This window comes from Stenotrophomonas sp. 05N423, assembly GCF_056397145.1.
On sequence record NZ_JBFTMV010000008.1, the window covers coordinates 1 to 19,234 of the forward strand.

Below are 19,234 nucleotides of genomic sequence, written 5' to 3' on the forward strand. Positions count from 1 at the left end.
GCCTTTCGTCGAAGCGAGCCGCCTATTATGGCAGCCTTTTCGTTGCCGTCAACACCTCGATGAGGGTGACTCCAACTTCTTCCTTCGCTGCCAACCGGGGCCGGCTGCGAAGGAGCGGAACTATACGGCGTGATTCAAATTTTGGGAAGAGGTTCCGGAAAGAATTCCTGCTCTGGGTTCTTCCCGTTCAGCCGATTCCCGCACCACCCATAGAGAGGTGTATCAGGCCGCGACCAGCAGGACGCGGGCGAACGTGCGCTTGCCAACCTGCAGCAACCCCTCGAAACCCGGCTGCAGGACAACCTGCGCGTCCTCGACGACATTGCCGTCCACCTTCACCGCGCGCTCCTTGAGCTTGCGCGAGGCCTCCGAGTTGCTCGGCGTGAGGCCGGCCGCGGTCAGCAGCGCACCGATACGCAGACCCTCTGCCGGTACCGCCACTTCCTGCAGGGGCAGCTGGGTGATGTCGCCCTGCCCGGTGACCGCGGCGTTCCAGCCGGCGATGGCCTGCTCGGCGGCGGCGGCATCATGGAAGCGGGTGGTCAGTTCGCGCGCCAGGCGCAGCTTGATCTCGCGCGGATTGACCGCACCGGCTTCGACATCGGCCCGCAGCTGCTTCGCCTCGGCAATGGAGATGTCGAAACTCAGCAGGTCGATCCAGCGCCACATCAGCGTGTCGTCGATCTTCATGGTCTTGGTGACGATGTCGATCGCCGGCTCGCTGATGCCGATGTAGTTGCCCAGCGACTTGGACATCTTGTTCACGCCGTCCAGGCCTTCCAGCAACGGCATGGTCAGCACGATCTGCGCCTTCTGTCCGTAATGCTCCTGCAGGCCGCGGCCCATCAACAGGTTGAACTTCTGGTCGGTGCCGCCCAGCTCGACGTCCGCCTCCAGCGCCACCGAGTCGTAGCCCTGCACCAGCGGGTAAAGGAACTCATGGATGGCGATGGACTGCTGGGCCGCGTAGCGCTTGGCGAAGTCGTCGCGCTCGAGCATGCGGGCCACGGTGTGCTGGCCGGCGAGCTTGATCATGTCGGCCGCGCCCATCCTGCCGAACCACTCGGAATTGAAGCGGACCTCGGTGCGCTCGCGGTCGAGCACCTTGAACACCTGCTCCTCATAGGTGCGGGCATTGGCCAGTACATCCTCGCGGGTAAGCGGCTTGCGGGTGACGTTCTTGCCCGAAGGGTCGCCGATCATGCCGGTGAAATCGCCGATCAGGAAGATCACCTGGTGCCCGAGATCCTGGAACTGGCGCAGCTTGTTCAGCAGCACGGTATGGCCCAGGTGCAGGTCCGGCGCGGTGGGGTCGAAGCCGGCCTTGACCCGCAGCGGACGACCGCTTTCCAGACGCTGGCGCAGTTCATCCACCTTGAGGATTTCGTCGGCACCGCGGCCGATCAGGGCAAGGGCTTCATCAATCGAGGACACGCTAGGAACTCCCGGCTTCGCCGTCAGACATGGGGTGTTAAGTGCAGGTTAACCGCCCAATTCATCAAAAAGCCATGCGGCTCAATGGTTTGACGCGGTATTGAAGGGTGACTATGTTACCCGCGTTTGGGCCCGCGATCCGGGTCGACCAGAGAACCGAGCGATGTCCCAACCCGATCACGGCCAGGCGCGCAGACAGCGCTTCCAGGAACGACTCCATGTCCTGCACGACACCGCCCTGCATCGGAAGCTGAAGCAACATCTCCCGGCCGCGTTCAACGAACGCTGGACGCGCCGCCACTGGATCCACGCCAGCCTGTTCGCGACCATCGGCGCGCTGGCGGCGACCATCGTGCCGGGCTTCTCAAATGCCATCGACGCACCGCTGCCGTCGGCGCATTCGACCCTGGCCCTGCCGCTGCCGCCCCTTTCCCTGGCCCGGCGCGGCGAGACCCCCGGCGACAGCTGGCAGATCCTGCGGGTGGAACGTGGCCAGACCCTGAGCGATCTGTTCGAGCTGGCCGGCGTGCCGGCGACGGTGATGCACCAGTTGCTGGATTACCCGGGCACCCGCGAGGCGCTGACCCGGCTCCGCCCGGGCGCCGAGATCGCCTTCGACCTGCCGGTGAGCGGCCAGCTGCGCACCATCCGCTTCGACCGCGATCCCAGCCATCGCGTCGAACTGTCGCTGCAGGGCGACCAGATCCGCGAGAAGGTGCTCGAGCGCGTCACCACCACCCGCACCGTGGTCGCCAGCGGGGAAATCCGCAGTTCGCTCTATGCGTCGGCGCTCAAGGCCGGCCTGTCGCCCTCGGCCATCAACACGATGACCGACGAGATCTTCAAGTACGACATCGACTTCTCCAAGGACGTGCAGCCTGGCGACCGCTTCAGCGTGGTCATGGACGAGACCTGGCGCGAAGGCGAACGCATCGACACCAGCAAGATCCTCGCGGCGACCTTCAGCACCGGCGGCAAGACCTATACCGGCTTCCGCTTCGAGCGCGGCGGCAAGTTCGAATACTTCGACCTCAACGGCCGGCCGCTGAAGAAGAGCTTCATCCGCATGCCGATTCCGTTCGCGCGCCTGAGCTCCACCTTCGGCTCGCGCCGCCACCCCATCCTCGGCACCATGCGCATGCACAAGGGCGTGGACTACGCCGCCGGCACCGGCACGCCGATCATGGCCGCCGGCGACGCCCGCGTGCAGTTCGCCGGCACCCAGCGCGGCTACGGCAACGTGGTGATCCTCGACCATGGCCGCGGCTACACCACCCTGTACGGGCACATGTCGCGCTTCGGCAACATCAAGAGCGGCCAGCGCGTGAACCAGGGCACGGTAATCGGCTATGTCGGCTCGACCGGCATGGCCACCGGCCCGCACCTGCATTACGAATTCCGCGTCAACGGCGAGCACCGCAACCCGCTGTCGGTGACCATGCCGCCGCCGGAGCCGCTCAAGGGCGCCGAGCTTGCCGCGTTCCGCGCCCAGACCTCGCCGGCGATGGCGCGCATCCACGGCATGGAAGAGCTGATGTACGCCGATGCCGGCAAGGACAAGCCCGCCACCACTACGGCCAGCGCCGCGGTGCCTCCGGCCAGGAACAAGCGCGGCTGACAGCCGGTCCACCGCATTGACGACCAGGGCAGGGAGCATCGAAGCTTCCCTGCCCTTCTTCTTTCCGGCTTCCGCATGGCGCCCGTCGATCCGCAGCTGCCCCTGTACCTTGGCCTGATGTCCGGCACCAGCGCCGACGGCATCGATGCCGCGCTGGTGCAGTTCCCGGTCGAAGGCGGCTGCAGGTTCGTGCATGGGCACACCTTCGACTGGAAGGCGGAAACCCGCGCCGCGCTGGTCGCGCTGGGCCAGGGCGCCGAACCCGCATCGCTGGATGCGCTCGGGCAGCTGGATGCCGAGGTCGGCATCACATTCGCCGCCGCCGCCAATGGACTGCTGGAGCGCGCGGGCATCGACCACGCGCAGGTGCGGGCGATCGGCTCGCACGGGCAGACCATCCGCCATCGGCCCACGTCCAGCCCCGGCTTCACCTGGCAGATCGGCGACGCCAACCGCATCGCCGAACTCACCGGCATCGCCACCGTGGCCGACTTCCGTCGCCGCGACGTGGCCGCCGGCGGGCACGGCGCACCGCTGATGCCGGCCTTCCACCTGGCGATGCTGGGCAGCACCGGCGAAGACCGGGCGGTGCTCAACCTGGGCGGCATCGCCAACCTGAGCCTGCTCGCCCGCGACGGCAGCCTGCGCGGTTTCGACACCGGCCCGGCCAACGCGTTGCTGGATGGCTGGTGCCAGCGCCACCTCGGTACCGCGTTCGATGCCGGCGGCGCATTCGCCGCCAGTGGTCGAGTGGACGACGCGCTGCTGGCACGCCTGCTGGACGAGGCATGGTTCGCACTGCCGCCGCCCAAGAGCACCGGTCGCGAACAGTTCCACCTGGACTGGGTGGACGCACGGATCGGCGGTGAACCGCTGGCTCCGGCCGATGTGCAGGCCACCCTGCTGGAACTCACCGCGGTCACCGTGGCGGATGCGCTGCTGGCGCACCTGCCCGGCGCGCAGCGGCTGCTGGTCTGCGGCGGCGGCGTGCGCAATCCGCACCTGCTGCAACGCATCGCCGCGCGCCTGCCCGGCGTGGAGGTGGTCTCCAGCGCTGCGTACGGGCTCGACCCCGACTACATGGAAGCGATGGGCTTCGCGTGGCTGGCGCGCGAAACCCTGGCAGGACGCCCGGGCAACCTGCCCAGCGTCAGCGGCGCGCGTGGGCCGCGGATCCTTGGCGCGATCCATCCGGCGTGAAAGGTCGGGGGCCCCGCCCGGCCTGTTCGCTGTCGCAGGTGCCGGGCTTCACCGGGAAGGCTCCATGCGGAGCAAGCCCCTATCTCCATGGAAGTCTGGCAGGCCGGGGTTATCTCCCCGACGGATGTCTGCTCGAAGACCAAGGCGCCAGGGCGTAGACGCGCGCTTGAACGTCGAGGCGTCGGGGGCATAGCCCCACCCCAGGTTGGACGTGCACTCAACCGAATTCGGCGCCGGCCGGCAGTGCCTGCAGGGCATGGATGGCTTCGGACAGCACATCCACTTCGGGATGTTCGAAGCCGTGGCTCATCTCATGCTCGCCGGCGAACAGCCCCTGTTCGAGCAGCACCACGCAGGTGTGCTCGCGGGTCCAGCCGCGCGCCACCCCGAGGCGGCGGATGCGTTCAAGCAGCAGCGGGTCGACATCCCGCAAGATCACGTCGGCCATGTCATCCCGCCAGCAGTCCGGCGGATCCCCCCGCCCGCATCATCGGCGAGGCGGTGACCGGATTCAACGGCTGGCCGATGGACGCTGCCGCGATCCATCCGGCCTTTGCCGCATTCAGCCGGACGCGGTCGCCTTGCGCGCCTGCATCGCCGCCAACGCCAGGCACAGCAGCAGCACCGGGATCGCCAGCAACGCCGTGCCGATGAAGAACAGCGCGTACCCCTCCAGCAGGGTGCGGCCCTGCGCCAGGTACTGCACGGTCATGCCCGAAAAGCCCTTCAACGCCTTGCCAGGCATCGCATAGAACGAACTGAGCAGCGCATACTGGGTGGCGGTGTAGCCGATGCTGGTCAGGCTGGACATGTAGGCGATCAGCGCGGTGCCGGCGAAGCCGCTGGACAGGTTGTCCACCGCCATGGCGATGGCGAACTCCAGCTTGCCCGGGCCGACATGGGCCATCCATGCGAACGCAAGGTTGGAACAGGGGCCAAGGATGGCGCCGACCAGCAGCGCCGCCATCACGCCCCAGCGCACCGAGATCACGCCGGCCAGGGCGATGCCGAAGAAGGTCGCGACCAGGCCGACAGAACCGCGCACCGCGCCCACCGTGTCCTCGTCCAGGCCGAGGTCGACATAGAACGGGTTGGCCATCGGCCCCATCACGAAGTCGGCCATGCGGTAGATGCTGATCGCCGCCAGGATCAGCAGCGCACCACTGCGGTATTCGCGGAAGAACATCACGAACGGGCCGACCACCGCGTCGAACAGGCCACGCGGCGTCCACAGCCGGGCGGCCTGGTCGTGCACGGCGATCACCGCCCGCGCCGGTTCGCGCGCCAGCGCCACGGCGGCCACGCCCAGGCCCATCAGCGCCGCCATGATCTCGTAGGACACCTGCCAGCCCACGCGCGCGGCGATGATCAGGATCAGCGCGTCGGTGACCAGCAGCGCGGTGCGGTAGCCCAGTGCCGAGGAGGCGGTCAGCAGGCCCAACTGCTCGCTGCTGCTGGCGCTCTCGATGCGCCAGGCGTCGATGACGATGTCCTGCGTGGCCGAGGCGAAGGCCACCACCGTGGCCAGCACGCCGAACACCAGCAGGTGCTCCATGGACATGCCCAGCACCATCACGCTGCCGCCCTTGGGCTGCACCAGTGCCATGCCCACCAGCGCCAGCCCGGCGAACAGCTGCGACAGCTGCATCCAGCCACGGCGGCGCCCGAACATCCTCCCCAGCACCGGTACGTCGGTCTTGTCGACGATCGGCGCCCACAGGAACTTCATCGAGTACGCCAGGCCGACCCAGGACAGGAAGCCGATGGTGTCCAGCTCGATGCCTTCCTTGCGCATCCAGAAGCCGAGCGTGTTGCCGACCAGGTAGATCGGCAGCCCGGAACTGAAGCCCAGCAGCAGCATCGCCAGCACCTTGCGCTGGCGCAGGTTGCCCATCACCTCCCGCCAGCCCTGGCGGCGCTTCGCGGCGGCCTCGCTCACAGGTCGTAGTCCACGATGAAGGGCGCGTGGTCGGAGAAGCGTTCGTCGCGGTAGATCGAGCAGCCGCGCAGGCGCTCGCGCAGGCCCGGCGTGGCGAACTGGTAGTCAATGCGCCAACCGACGTTGTTGGCGCGCGCGGCGCCGCGGTTGCTCCACCACGTGTAGTCCTGCCCTTCCGGGTGCAGCGCGCGGTAGGCGTCCACCCAGCCGCGGCCGCCGGCCGGGTCGGCATGCTCGGGCAGGTCGGCGCACAGGCCGTTGAGCCAGTCGCGCTCTTCGGGCAGGCAGCCGGAGTTCTTCTGGTTGGACTTCCAGTTCTTGATGTCCAACGCGGTGCGGACGATGTTCCAGTCCCCGCACAGCACGTAATCGCGGCCGCTGGCCAGCCATTCGTCCAGGATCGGCCGCAGCCAGTCCATCACCTCGAACTTGAAGCCCTGGCGCAGCTCGCCCGACGAGCCGGACGGGATGTAGAAAGACACCACGCTCAGATTGCCGAAACGCGCCTCGATATAGCGGCCTTCGTCGTCGAACGGCGCCCAGCCCAGCGCGGTGCGCACCTCGTCCGGCTCGCGCCGGCTCCAGATCGCCACCCCGCTATAGCCCTTCTTGGTGATGGCGTCGCGGTAGAAGCAATGGTGGCCATCCGGTCGGAACAGCGGGTCGGCCAGCTGCGACTCCTGCGCCTTGGTCTCCTGGATGCACAGCACGTCGGCCTGCTGGCCGGCGAACCATTCGCTGAAACCCTTGGTGGCTGCCGAACGGATGCCGTTGGCGTTGAAGCTGATGATGCGCATGGAGAACCGCTGACAGGGCCGGGACGGCACAGCATACCGCCCGCGCCAGCATTCCCCGAAGCCATGCTTTACCCTAGACACCTTCTATAGACGACAAAGAAAGCGCATCAATGAGTGACCACCGTTCCCGCTTCCTGCAGCTGGCGCTGAACGCCGACGCCCTGCGTTTCGGCCAGTTCACCCTCAAGTCCGGGCGGGTAAGCCCCTATTTCTTCAACGCCGGCCGTTTCGACACCGGCCTGGCGCTGGCCCAGCTGGGCAACTGCTATGCCGACGCGGTCGAATCGTCCGGGGTCGCCTTCGACCAGCTGTTCGGCCCGGCCTACAAGGGCATCCCGCTGGCCACCGCCATCGCCTGCGAGTTCTCGCACCGCGGCCGCAACCTGCCGCTGACCTTCAACCGCAAGGAAGCCAAGGACCACGGCGAAGGCGGCACCCTGATCGGCGCCGACATGGCCGGCAAGCGCATCCTGATCGTCGACGACGTGATCACCGCCGGCACTGCCATCCGCGAGGCGCTGGCCATCATCCGCGCCGCCAACGGCATCCCCGCCGGCATCGTGGTCGCGCTGGACCGCCAGGAGATCGCCTCCGAGGACGACCCCCGTTCGGCCGCCCAGGCCGTGGCCGCCGAGACCGGCATCCCGGTGATCGCCGTGGCCAACCTCGCCGACCTGCTTGCATTCGCCTCCGGGAACCCGGAACTTGTCGGCTACCGCGAACCGTTGCTGGCCTACCGGGCCCGTTACGGAAGCAATCCAACGGGCTGACCGCAGGGGGCTGCCATGAGGCCGAATCCGTCCATCGCCGGCGCTGGCATGCTGCTGGTACTGGCTGCGCTGGCCGCACCCGCGCTGGCGCAGAACAAGCCAGCCGACGCCGGCAAGAAGCTCTACTGCTGGGACAATGCCCGCGGCGAACGGATCTGCTCGGACACCCTGCCGCCGGAAGCGGTCAACAGCGCGCGCCAGGAATTCAACGCGCGCAGCGGCCTGCGCAGCGCCGAGGTGCAGCGCGCGCTCACCGTCGAGGAGCGCGCCGACGCGGAGCTCGCGGCGGCGCAGGCGCAGGTGGACGCGGCGGCGGTGGAAACCCGCCGGCGCACCGAACAGGCCATGCTGTCCACCTATGGCAGCGAGGACGCACTGCGCCGTGTGTTCAACGAACGCGCAGCCATCGTCGACAACAACATCAAGACCGCCATCTACAACGTGGGCAGCCTGCGCGAAGCCCTGGCCACCCAGCTCTCCACCGCCGGCGACCGCGAACTGGCCGGGCAGAAGGTGACCGACAAGCAGGCCGGGGACATCCGCCAGCGCCATACCGAACTGCTCGCCCAGCTGCGGCTGCAGGCGGCCTTTGAGCAGCAGCGCAAGGCACTGGACGTGGAAATCGCCGAAACCCTGGCCCGTTACCGCGAGCTCAAGGGCATCGCTGCACCGGCCGATGCGGCGGGCGCGCCGGTTTCGCCGCCGGGCTGAGCGGCCTGTCGGCATCGGGTACATGCGAGCGGCCTTCGGGCCGCTTTTTTGTTCCCGCCATCCCTGGCGGGAACCCTTCAGGTCATCGACGAGCGATGTAAAAAACTGCTCCCGGCGATTTTTTGTTGCCGCTCTCGCCTGCCGACACCCCTTCGAACCATCGGCAGGCGAGGTCAAAACCGCCCCCGACGGCTTTTCGCTGCCGCCGCTCCTGACGGCAGCCTCGACGGCGATATTGGCCCCCGACCTCGGCCATGACCGCGAACCACCGACCCGCATTTTTATGGCGTTTTTACGCCCGCGCCCGTTCCGCGGCATCGCACGTTTACGGCCTTCGGGAGGACGATAGCGGTCCTGATCGGGACGACGGCATACGACAACGGCGCCGCCCCGCCCTTCCACCGGCACGTCCGCGAGTGGCGTCCCGAAAGCGAGGTTTCCCATGCCCGGCTGGCTTTCCCTGTTGTGCGGACTGGTGGCGCTGGTCGCAGCCGCCTACCTGCTGTACGCGGTCCTGCGTCCCGAGTCGTTCTGAGGAACCCGCCATGACCGAAGCCCTTGTCATCCTGCTGGCCGGCATCGCCCTGGCGTGGCCGCTGGGCCTGTACCTGGCGCGGCTGATGCGCGGCACGCCGATGCGCATCGACCCGCTGTTCCATTGGATCGAAAAGCCGCTGTACCGGCTGCTGGGCGTGGACCCGGAGCGCGCCATGTCCTGGCGTGGCTATGCCGTCGCCTTCCTGCTCGGCAACCTGGTACTGGCCGTGCCGACGCTGGCCGTGTTCATGACCCAGGCCTGGCTTCCGCTCAATCCGGACCACATTCCCAACCTGCGCTGGGACACCGCGCTGCACACGATGGTGTCGTTCCTGACCAACACCAACCAGCAGCACTACAGCGGCCAGGCACAGCTGTCCTATCTGTCGCAGATGACCGCCATCACCGGCCTGCAGGTGATCACGCCGATGATGGGCCTCGCCCTGGCCGTGGCGACACTGCGGGCGCTGTTCGCCAAGGTGCCGGCCGATGGCGCCGACCTGGCTGCGCCCGCACGTGTCCGGGTCGGCAACTACTACGCCGACGTGGTGCGCCTGTGCCTGCGCTTCCTRCTGCCGCTGTGCCTGGTCTGGACGCTGCTGCTGACCTGGCAGGGCGTACCGTCGACACTCGCGGCTGGCCCGCAGGCCGTGCCGATCGATGCCGACGCCGGCATGCAGGCGCAGAAGATCCCGCTGGGCCCGGTGGCGGCGATGGTCGCGGCCAAGCAGCTCGGCGCCAACGGCGGCGGCTGGTACGGGCCGAACAGCAGTTTCCCGCTGGAAAACCCGACGCCGCTGTCCAATGCGCTGGAACTGCTCGGCATCGTACTGGTGCCGATGGCGGTCGTCTTCATGATCGGGGCCTTCACCGGCCGGCGCCGGTTCGGCGCGCTGGTGTTCGGCTGCATGCTCGGCATGTCGCTGCTGTCCACCTTCGGCACGGTGTGGCTGGAGGGCCACGGCGCCACCGCCGCCAGTCCACTGCTGATGGAAGGCAAGGAAACCCGCTTCGGCGCGGACGGCACCGCGCTGTGGGCCACGCTCACCACGCAGGTGCAGAACGGCTCGATCAACGGCATGCAGGATTCGATGAGCCCGCTGACCGGCATGGCGTCACTGGTCAACATGCTGGTCGGCGCCATCTGGGGCGGCATCGGCTGCGGCCTGCAGCAGTTCCTGGTGTACCTGATGCTGGCGGTGTTCCTGGCCGGGCTGATGACCGGTCGAACGCCCGAATTGTTCGGCCGCAAGCTGGAAACGCCGCAGGTACGACTGCTTGCCGTGCTGGTACTGCTGCAACCCGTCACCCTGCTCGGCCTGACCGCGCTGACCCTGGCCATCCCAGGGCTGGCCGGCACTTCCAACCCAGGTTTCCACGGCATCACCCAGGTGTTCTACGAGTTCACCTCGGCCTATGCCAACAACGGCTCGGGTTTCGCCGGGCTCGCCACCAATACCGTGTGGTGGAACCTGAGCTGCGCGCTGGTACTGGTGCTGGGCCGTTTCCCGATCCTGGTGGTCCCGCTGGTCATCGCCGCGCAGCTGGCCGGCAAACGGCAGGCGCCACAAAGCGCCGGCAGCCTGCAGATCGAAACCCCGACCTTCGCCCTGACCCTGGTCTGCGTGATCGTCGTCCTCACCGTGCTGCAGTTCATGCCGACACTGGTCCTCGGCCCGGTGGCCGACCACCTGGGCCTGGCGCTGCAGGGAACCCGATAACCATGAGTCTCCCGATGAATGCCCCTGCCTCCCGGGCCGCCACGCGCCGCCCTCCGCTGCTCGACGCCGCCGGCTGGCGGCGCGCCCTGCTGGAGTCGGTACGCAAGCTTGCGCCGATGCACCTGCTGCACAACCCGGTGATGGCCATCGTCATGGCCGGCACCCTGCTGGCACTGCTGCTCACGCTCAGCGGCAACGCACCGCTGGGCTTCGGCCTGTCGGTCACCGCGATCCTGCTGGTGACGGTGCTGTTCGGCAATTTCGCCGAAGCCGTGGCCGAGGCGCGCGGCCGCGGCCAGGCGGCGTCGCTGCGCCGTGCGCGCCGGGACCTGGTGGCGCGGCGCCTGGCCACCGCGATGGCCGGCGCTACCGAAGAGAAGGTCGCCGCCGCCGAGCTGCGCCCCGGCGACCACGTGATCGTCGGCGCCGGCGAATTCGTGCCGGCCGATGGCGAGATCGTGCAGGGCCTGGCCACGATCAACGAAGCGGCCGTCACCGGCGAATCGGCGCCGGTGCTGCGCGAGGCCGATACCGACCGCTCCGGCGTGATCGGCGGCACCAAGGTGCTCTCCGACCAGATCATCGTGCGCGTCACCGCCGAGCCGGGACACAGCTTCCTCGACCGCATGATCGCTCTGGTGGAAGGCGCCAACCGGCAGAAGACCCCGAACGAAATCGCGCTGACCCTGTTGCTGGCGGCGATGTCGCTGACCTTCCTGGTGGTGGTGGCGACACTGCCGGCGATCGCCGGCTTCGTCGGCGTGCGCGTCGATCCGCTGCTGCTGATCGCGCTGCTGGTCTGCCTGATCCCGACCACCATCGGCGGCCTGCTGCCGGCCATCGGCATCGCCGGCATGAACCGCGCGCTGGCGGCCAACGTGCTGGCCAAATCCGGCAAGGCGGTGGAGGTGGCCGGCGACGTGGACGTGCTGCTGCTCGACAAGACCGGCACCATCACCTATGGCGACCGTCAGGCCACGGCCTTCCACCCGTTGGCCGGCATCGAGACCTCGCACCTGCGCGAGGCGGCGCTGCTGTCCTCACTGGCCGACCCGACACCGGAAGGCAAATCCATCGTGCGGCTGGCCCGCGAGCAGGGATGCGCCGCCAGTGAGCCGGAAAGAGCGGACTACCTGGCCTTCAGCGCGCAGACCCGCATGTCCGGCGTCGATCTGGACGATGGCCGCCGTATCCGCAAGGGCGCGGCCGACGCCATCGCCGCGCACGTGTTGGCGCTGGGTGGCAACGTGCCGAACGAACTGCAGGCCCGCGTGGACCAGATCGCGCGCGGCGGCGCCACGCCGCTGGCGGTGTGCGAAGGCCGCCACCTGCTCGGCGTGGTCGAGCTGGCCGACGTGGTCAAGCACGGCATGCGCGAGAAGTTCGCACAGCTGCGGGCGATGGGCATCCGCACGGTGATGATCACCGGCGACAACCCGTTGACCGCGGCGGCCATCGCCGCCGAAGCCGGCGTGGACGACTACATCGCCCAGGCCAGGCCGGAGGACAAGCTGGCCCGGATACGCAGCGAACAGGCGGGCGGGCGGCTGGTGGCGATGGTCGGCGACGGCACCAACGACGCGCCCGCGCTGGCCCAGGCCGACATCGGCCTGGCGATGAATTCCGGCACGCAGGCGGCCAAGGAGGCGGGCAACATGGTCGACCTGGATTCGGACCCGGCCAAGCTGCTGGCGGTGGTGGAAGTGGGCAAGCAGCAGCTGATCACCCGCGGCGCACTGACCACCTTCTCGCTGGCCAACGACGTCTCCAAGTATTTCGCGATCCTGCCGGCGCTGTTCGCCGCGGCCATCCCGTCGATGGCGACGCTGAACGTGATGCAGCTCTCCAGCCCACACAACGCGGTACTGGCGGCGCTGATCTTCAACGCGCTGGTGATTCCGGCCCTGATCCCGCTGGCACTGCGCGGCGTGCGCTTCCGCCCGGCCACCGCCACCGCGCTGCTGCGCCGGAACATGCTGGTGTACGGCGTCGGCGGCGTGCTGCTGCCGTTCGTGGCGATCAAGGCCATCGACCTTCTCCTCGTCCTGGTGTCCGGCACATGAATCCTGCAATGCACACTCCACTGTGGCGCCCGGCCATCGGCCTGTCGCTGTTCGGCCTGCTTGGCACCGGCCTGCTCTACGCCGTGCTCGCCACCGGCATCGCCGGCACGCTGTTTCCGGCGCAGGCCGACGGCAGCCTGATCCGCGATGCTGACGGCACGGTGCGCGGCTCGTTGCTGCTGGCCCAACCCTTCGTCGGCGATGGCTATTTCCAGGCACGGCCATCGGCCGCCGGCTACGACCCCATGGCCGCCGCCGGCAGCAACCTGGCGCGCAGCAATCCGGCACTGGCCAGGCGCGTGGCCGAAGCCACTGCCGCCGCGGCCGCGCGCGAACGGGTCGCGCCGGCGCAGGTACCGGGCGATCTGGTCACTGCATCCGCCAGCGGACTCGACCCGGAACTCTCGCCGGCGGCGGCACGGTTGCAGGTGGCGCGCGTGGCGCGGGCGCGCGGCTGGCCGCCGCAGCGCGTGCAGGTGCTGCTGGAGAAGCAATTGCAGGACCGGCAATGGGGCGTATTCGGGCAGCCGCGCGTCAACGTGGTCGCCCTGAACCGCGCCCTGGATGCCGCCGCGCATGCGCCTTGATGCCGCGCATGCCGGCCGCGGCGCACAATCGCGGCCATGAACGACCCCCGCAGCCGCCAGGCCGATGCGCTGGCCGAAAGCCTGCAACGCGAAGCCGGCGGCAAACTGACGGTTTTCCTCGGCGCCGCGCCCGGCGTGGGCAAGACCTACGCCATGCTCACCCGCGCGCAGGAGCAGCTGCGCCGCGGCGTGGATGTGGTCGCGGCCGTGGTGGAAACGCATGGCCGCGGCGACACCGCCGCGCTGTTGAGCGGGCTGCCGGCGGTCGCGCTGCGCGAGGTCGACTACCGCGGCCACCGCCTGCAGGAAATGGACCTGGACGCGGTGCTGGCGCGGCACCCTGCGCTGGTGCTGGTCGACGAACTGGCCCACCGCAACGCGCCCGGCAGCCGCCATGAGCGACGCTGGCAGGACGTCATGGAACTGCTCGACGCCGGCATCGATGTCTGGACGACCATCAATATCCAGCACCTGGAAAGCCTCAACGACGTGGTGATGCGCATCACCGGTGTGCGTGTCGGCGAGACCGTGCCGGACGCGGTGTTCGACCGCCTGCACGACATCGTGCTGGTCGACCTGCCGCCGCGCGAGCTGATCGAGCGCCTGCGCCAGGGCAAGGTCTATGTACCCGAGCAGGCCGCGCAGGCGTTGCAGGCGTTCTTCTCGCCGGCCAACCTCACCGCGCTGCGCGAACTGGCCATGCAGGAAGCCGCCGACCGCGTCGACAGCAGCCTGCGCGAGACCCGCGCGGCGCGCGGCGAGGGCAACCTGCCGTTGCGGCGGCGCGTGCTGGTCGCCATCGACGGTGGCGGCCAGAGCGAGTACCTGGTGCGCGTGGCGCGGCGCATCGCCGAGCGCCGCGATGCGCCGTGGACGGTGGTGACGGTGCAGCACCGCCGCCACGACGAGGCCACCCGCCGCGAAATCGACGCCGCGTTCGCGCTGGCGCGCCGCCTGGGCGGCGACGCCGAACTGCTGCACGGGCCCGGCATCGCCGACGTGCTGCTGGACTACGCCTCGCACAATGCCGTGTCCTCCCTGGTGCTGGGCCGCACCCGCGAACGCCCGCTGGCGCGGCTGTTCAACCAGACCCTGACCCAGCAGTTGATCCAGCGCGGCGCGCACTACGAGATCACCATCATCAGTACACCGCAGGCACGCGCCAGCGCGCGCCGGGCCGGACTGTCGCTCGACCCGGAAAACCTGGGCAGGGATGCCGCGCTGGCGGTGCTGGCCACCGCCGTGGCCTGCGTGGCGGCGTGGCTGGGCGAGCGCTGGATCGGCCTGAGCGACCTGGCGATGGTGTTCATCGTCGCCGTGGTGCTGGTGGCCGCGCGCACCCGCATGAGCGCGGCGGTGCTGGCGGCCACGCTGTGCTTCCTGGCCTACAACTTCTTCTTCATCGCGCCGCGCTTCACCTTCGCCATCGGCGCGCGCCAGGGCGTGATCACCGTGTTCCTGTTCCTGGCCGCGGCACTGGTGGCCGGGCGGCTGGCGTCGCGGCTGCGCATGCAGGTGGTGGCGCTGCGCGCGGCCAACCGCCACGCCAACATGCGCCAGGCGCTGGGACGGCAACTGGTCGGCGCGACCGACAACGCGCAGGTGGCGCACGCCGGCCGCGTCGCGCTGGAACAGGCGCTGGACGCGCCGGCCTGGGTACGGGTGGCGCACGACACCAGCACCAGCGGCAGCGCGGCACCGGGGGCTACCGACCTGGCCGCAGCCGACTGGGCGCTGCGCCACGGGCAGACGGCGGGCCGTTTCACCGACACGCTGGCCGGCGCCGACTGGTGGTTCCTGCCGCTGCTGGACGGCGAAGGGCATGGCATCGGCGTGGCTGGCCTGCGCCTGGACCGCCAGTACCCGCGGCTGGCGCCGGAGCAGCGCCAGCTGGCCGAGGCCATGGCCGATGACATCGCCCAGGCGGCGCTGCGCACGCGGCTGGTCGCCGACCTGGAAACCGCGCACCTGCATAACGAGACCGAGCGACTGCGCTCGGCCCTGCTGTCGTCGGTATCGCACGACCTGCGCTCGCCGCTGGCGGCGATGATCGGCTCGGCCGACAGCCTTTCCAGCTATGCCGATGCGATGGATGCCAGCGACCGCCGCGCCCTGCTCGACACCATCGTGGTCGAAGGCGAACGCCTGGACCGCTACATCCAGAACCTGCTGGACATGACCCGGCTCGGCCACGACGGCCTCAAGCTCAGCCGCGACTGGATCGGCGTGGACGAACTGGTCGGTTCGGCGGCGCGGCGCCTGCAGCGCTACCAGCCGGACACGCTGCTGAAGCTGGACATCCCGCACGACCTGGCGCCGATCTGGGTGCATCCGGCGCTGGTCGAGCAGGCGGTGTTCAACGTGATGGAGAACGCGGCCAGGTTCTCCCCACCGGGCGTGGCGGTGGAAGTGCGCGCGCGCCTGCGCGATGGCGAACTGTGCATCGAGGTGATCGACGAGGGCCCCGGCATTCCCGATGCCGAGCGTGCGCGCATCTTCGACATGTTCTACAGCGTGGAGCGCGGCGACCGCGGCCGCCAGGGCACCGGCCTGGGCCTGACCATCTGCCAGGGAATGATCGGCGCGCACGGCGGCCACGTCGAAGCACTGCCCGGACGCGACGGCCGCGGTACGCTGGTGCGCATGACCCTGCCCCTCCTCCAGCCGCACCAGGAGAGCCCACGCGACGATGGCTGACGTCCCCGCCATTCCGCCGGCGCGCGTGCTGGTGATCGACGACGAGGTGCAGATCCGCCGCTTCCTCGACATCTCGCTGCGCGCGCAGGGCTACGCCTCCGTGCAGGCCGCCAGCGGTGGCGAGGGACTGCGCAGGCTGGCCGACGAAGGCGCGGACCTGGTGATCCTGGACATCGGCCTGCCCGACATGGAGGGCCACGAAGTGCTGGCCGAGCTGCGCCAGTGGAGCCAGGTGCCGGTGATCATGCTCAGCGTGCGCGCCGGCGAGGCGGAAAAGGTGCGGGCGCTGGACAACGGCGCCAACGACTACGTGACCAAGCCGTTCGGCACGCAGGAACTGATGGCGCGGGTACGGGCGCTGCTGCGTGGCCGCAGCGCCGACGGCGAAGGCCTGGTGCCGCTGTTCGACGACGGCCACCTGCGCATCGACCTGGCCCGCCGCGAGGTGCGCGTGGACGGCGCGGCGGTGGCGTTGACCCGCAAGGAGTACGCGCTGCTGGCGCTGCTGCTGCGCAATGCCGGACGCGTGGTCACCCAGCCGCAGATCCTTCAGGAAGTCTGGGGTCCGAGCCATCGCCACGACACGCATTACCTGCGCATCCTGGTCGGCCGGCTGCGGCACAAGCTGGGCGACTCGGCGCTGGAATCGCGCTACCTGTTCACCGAACCCGGCGTCGGCCTGCGTTTCCACGCGGCATAGGGCCGGGCGACGCCTGCTCCGGAATGCGGCCTCCCATCAAGCGGAAGGCCACCCGTGCATCGCACGGACGGCCTCCGGTTGCGCCATCGCCGCCGTTCAGAAGCCCGGTTCGGTTTCCGCCGGCAATACCTGCCGCAGCTGTTCGCGGAACAGGCCCTTGATCCGCTCCAGCGCGGCCTCGTCGTCCGCCTCGAAGCGCAGCACCAGCACCGGCGTGGTGTTGGACGCGCGCACCAGGCCCCAGCCGTCGCTGAAGTCGGCGCGCAGGCCGTCGATGGTGGAGATGCGGGCGCCGGCGAACGGCGAATCCTCGGCCTGCGCCGCGGCCACAATCAGTGCCACCTGCGCGTGCTGGGTGCCCTCGGCCACTGCGACCTTCAGCTCCGGCGTGGAGATGGCGTCGGGCAGTTCGTCGAACACGTCAGACGGGTCTTCCTCGCGCTGCGCCAGGATCTCCAGCAGGCGCGCGGCCGCGTACAGGCCGTCGTCGAAGCCGTACCAGCGTTCCTTGAAGAAGAAGTGGCCGCTCATCTCGCCGGCCAGTTCGGCGTCGGTCTCGCGCATGCGCGCCTTGATCAGCGAGTGCCCGGTCTTCCACATCATCGGGCTGCCGCCGTTGCGCAGGATGTAGTCCGACAGCCTGCCCGTGCACTTGACGTCGTAGATGACCATCGCGCCGGGGTTGCGCGCCAGCACGTCGGCGGCGAACAGCATCAGCAGGCGGTCGGCGAACACGATCCTGCCTTCCTTCGTCACCACGCCCAGGCGGTCGCCGTCGCCATCGAAGGCGATGCCGAGGTCGGCGTCGAAACGCCGGACCATCTGCACCAGGTCCTCGAGGTTGTGCGGCTCGCTCGGGTCCGGGTGATGGTTGGGAAACTGCCCGTCCACCTCGCAGTACAGCGGGATCACCTCCGCGCCGATGGCTTCCAGCAGCTGCGGCGCGACCGCGCCGGCGATGCCGTTGCCCGCGTCGGCCACCACCTTGAGCGGCCGGTCCAGCTGCACGTCGTCGGCGATGCGCTGTACGTAGTCGGCAATGACCTCGCGCTGCTGCAGCCCACCCGGCGCGTCGGCGCGCTGCAGGCGGCCTTCGGCGATGCGCCGGTACAGGTCGGTGATCGCCTCGCCGGACAGCGTCTCGCCGCCGATGACGATCTTGAAGCCGTTGTAGTCCGGCGGGTTGTGGCTGCCGGTCACCGCCACGCAACTGCCGGCACGCAGGTGGTAGGCGGCGAAATACACCACCGGCGTCGGCGCCATGCCGATATCGATGACCTCGCAGCCGGCGCGGCGCAGGCCTTCGACCAGCCCCGCGACCAGTTCGGGACCGGACAGGCGGCCGTCGCGGCCCACCACCACGTCGCGCAGGCCCTGCGCCTGCATCTGGCTGCCGATGGCCTGGCCGATCAGCGCGGCCACGGCCGGCGTCAGCTCGCTGCCCACCACGCCGCGGATGTCGTAGGCGCGGAAAATGCCGGGGATCACGGCGCTGATGTCCGCTCCGGGCGCCGCAGGCTCCTCGTCAGCCTCCCGCTCGCGCACCGCCGCCACCGGCAGCGGTTCCTGCGCCAGCGCCTCGCTCAGGGTGACGCCATCGTCGGCGGCCACCGCTTCGCCGCTTCGCCGCCGCGCCGGCAGGCGCAGACGCTTGCGGCCGACCAGCAACAGCACCGCGGTCGCCAGCATCAGCGCCGCGACCGTCGCGCTGGCCACCGTGCCCAGGCCCAGTGGGCCTTCCGTCGTGTCGGGCATTTCCGCCACCACGCGCAGGCCGGTGTCGGCCACCGGCCGCGCCAGCGCGTCGGCGCCGTTGCCCAGCGCGGCATCGCCGCGCCGCAATACGGTGAAGCTGCCCTGGCGCAGGCCGAGGAAGGCGGAATCCGGCGAATCCAGCGCATCGAACACCGCGCCCAGGCGCGTCAGCGGCTGGCGGACATAGGCGACCGCCGACCGCTCCTGCAGGCGCACCGGCGCGGCCAGGCCCAGACGCGGCCCATTGCCGTCGCGCACCACGCGCGCGACCGGCCTGCCTTCGCTCATCGCCAGTTCCAGCAGGGCCAGCCGCGAATAGCCAAACGTCGCCGGGTCGGCATAGGCGTCGGACAGCGCGCCATCGAGCACCTGCGCATCGTCCACACCGCTCCATTTCTCGCGCATCGCCGCCGCCGCTGCGGCGGCGTTGCCATTGGCGAGGGCGGCCTTGACCGGCTCCAGCTCGAGCTGGCGGGCGAACTGCGCGGCCTGCGCGACGATGGTCTTGTGCAGTTCCTCCACCGCCTGGTCGCGCGCCTGCTCCAGCCTGGCGCTGGTACCGGCCTGCTGCCACTGCTCGAAGGCGCCCCAGCCGAACCAGCCGGCCAGCAGCACCAGCAGCGCCGCCAGCAACGGTGTCGAACGGCCGAGCGCCGCGCGCGGGCGCCGGTTTTCGTTCCCTTGGCTCATCGTGCGTTTCCCCTG

15 protein-coding genes are annotated in these 19,234 nt (G+C 69.5%); 10 read left to right on the plus strand and 5 right to left on the minus strand.

The window, feature by feature from the left end; genetic code table 11:
- Positions 1-222: 222 nt before the first annotated feature.
- Positions 223-1,434 carry a tyrosine--tRNA ligase gene (gene tyrS, locus AC1DGW_RS12830; protein ID WP_478023544.1) on the minus strand — a complete coding sequence of 404 codons (1,212 nt, stop codon included), beginning with the start codon at positions 1,432-1,434 and terminating at the stop codon, positions 223-225.
- Between the two features lie 163 nt (positions 1,435-1,597).
- On the opposite strand from tyrS, the gene AC1DGW_RS12835 reads away from it, so the two are divergent.
- Together AC1DGW_RS12835 and AC1DGW_RS12840 are read left to right on the plus strand one after the other, a co-directional pair.
- Positions 1,598-3,052: a peptidoglycan DD-metalloendopeptidase family protein gene (locus AC1DGW_RS12835; protein ID WP_478023546.1), complete on the plus strand. Its 1,455-nt coding sequence runs from the start codon at positions 1,598-1,600 to the stop codon at positions 3,050-3,052.
- 75 nt (positions 3,053-3,127) lie between these two features.
- The gene (locus AC1DGW_RS12840) at positions 3,128-4,252 is read left to right on the plus strand and encodes an anhydro-N-acetylmuramic acid kinase (protein WP_478023548.1); all 1,125 of its coding nucleotides are present in this window, start codon (positions 3,128-3,130) and stop codon (positions 4,250-4,252) included.
- Between the two features lie 217 nt (positions 4,253-4,469).
- On the opposite strand, the gene AC1DGW_RS12845 is transcribed toward AC1DGW_RS12840, so the two are convergent.
- The 3 genes from AC1DGW_RS12845 to AC1DGW_RS12855 form a co-directional block, all read right to left on the minus strand.
- A complete protein-coding gene (locus AC1DGW_RS12845) occupies positions 4,470-4,700 on the minus strand; it encodes a hypothetical protein (protein WP_478023550.1) in 231 nt (76 codons plus the stop codon).
- Between the two features lie 114 nt (positions 4,701-4,814).
- Positions 4,815-6,146 carry an AmpG family muropeptide MFS transporter gene (locus tag AC1DGW_RS12850; protein ID WP_478023849.1) on the minus strand — a complete coding sequence of 444 codons (1,332 nt, stop codon included), beginning with the start codon at positions 6,144-6,146 and terminating at the stop codon, positions 4,815-4,817.
- Positions 6,147-6,187: 41 nt separating this feature from the next.
- On the minus strand, positions 6,188-6,988 hold the full coding sequence (locus tag AC1DGW_RS12855; protein ID WP_478023552.1) for an exodeoxyribonuclease III: 801 nt from the start codon (positions 6,986-6,988) through the stop codon (positions 6,188-6,190).
- A 110-nt stretch (positions 6,989-7,098) separates the two neighbouring features.
- Between AC1DGW_RS12855 and pyrE the strand changes: the two genes are divergently transcribed.
- From pyrE to AC1DGW_RS12895, 8 genes are all read left to right on the plus strand, one after another.
- Entirely contained in the window at positions 7,099-7,758 is a 660-nt protein-coding gene (gene pyrE / locus AC1DGW_RS12860) for an orotate phosphoribosyltransferase (RefSeq protein ID WP_478023555.1), read from the plus strand.
- A 15-nt stretch (positions 7,759-7,773) separates the two neighbouring features.
- Positions 7,774-8,469, plus strand: coding sequence for a hypothetical protein (locus AC1DGW_RS12865; protein ID WP_478023559.1), 696 nt, complete (start codon positions 7,774-7,776; stop codon positions 8,467-8,469).
- 442 nt (positions 8,470-8,911) lie between these two features.
- Positions 8,912-9,004 (plus strand): potassium-transporting ATPase subunit F, encoded by a 93-nt coding sequence (locus tag AC1DGW_RS12870; RefSeq protein ID WP_161615418.1) that lies wholly within the window; start codon positions 8,912-8,914, stop codon positions 9,002-9,004.
- A 10-nt stretch (positions 9,005-9,014) separates the two neighbouring features.
- On the plus strand, positions 9,015-10,727 hold the full coding sequence (gene kdpA, locus AC1DGW_RS12875; RefSeq protein WP_478023563.1) for a potassium-transporting ATPase subunit KdpA: 1,713 nt from the start codon (positions 9,015-9,017) through the stop codon (positions 10,725-10,727).
- A gap of 14 nt (positions 10,728-10,741) precedes the next feature.
- On the plus strand, positions 10,742-12,790 hold the full coding sequence (gene kdpB / locus AC1DGW_RS12880; protein ID WP_478023566.1) for a potassium-transporting ATPase subunit KdpB: 2,049 nt from the start codon (positions 10,742-10,744) through the stop codon (positions 12,788-12,790).
- Between the two features lie 8 nt (positions 12,791-12,798).
- On the plus strand, positions 12,799-13,377 hold the full coding sequence (kdpC, locus tag AC1DGW_RS12885; RefSeq protein ID WP_478023569.1) for a potassium-transporting ATPase subunit KdpC: 579 nt from the start codon (positions 12,799-12,801) through the stop codon (positions 13,375-13,377).
- Positions 13,378-13,413: 36 nt separating this feature from the next.
- On the plus strand, positions 13,414-16,074 hold the full coding sequence (locus AC1DGW_RS12890) for an ATP-binding protein (RefSeq protein ID WP_478023571.1): 2,661 nt from the start codon (positions 13,414-13,416) through the stop codon (positions 16,072-16,074).
- Positions 16,067-16,774: a response regulator transcription factor gene (locus tag AC1DGW_RS12895; protein ID WP_478023574.1), complete on the plus strand. Its 708-nt coding sequence runs from the start codon at positions 16,067-16,069 to the stop codon at positions 16,772-16,774. Before AC1DGW_RS12890 ends, AC1DGW_RS12895 begins: the two co-directional genes overlap by 8 nt.
- A gap of 96 nt (positions 16,775-16,870) precedes the next feature.
- On the opposite strand, the gene AC1DGW_RS12900 is transcribed toward AC1DGW_RS12895, so the two are convergent.
- Positions 16,871-19,219, minus strand: a complete 2,349-nt coding sequence (locus AC1DGW_RS12900; protein ID WP_478023576.1) for a phosphomannomutase/phosphoglucomutase — start codon at positions 19,217-19,219, stop codon at positions 16,871-16,873.
- Between the last annotated feature and the right edge of the window lie 15 nt (positions 19,220-19,234).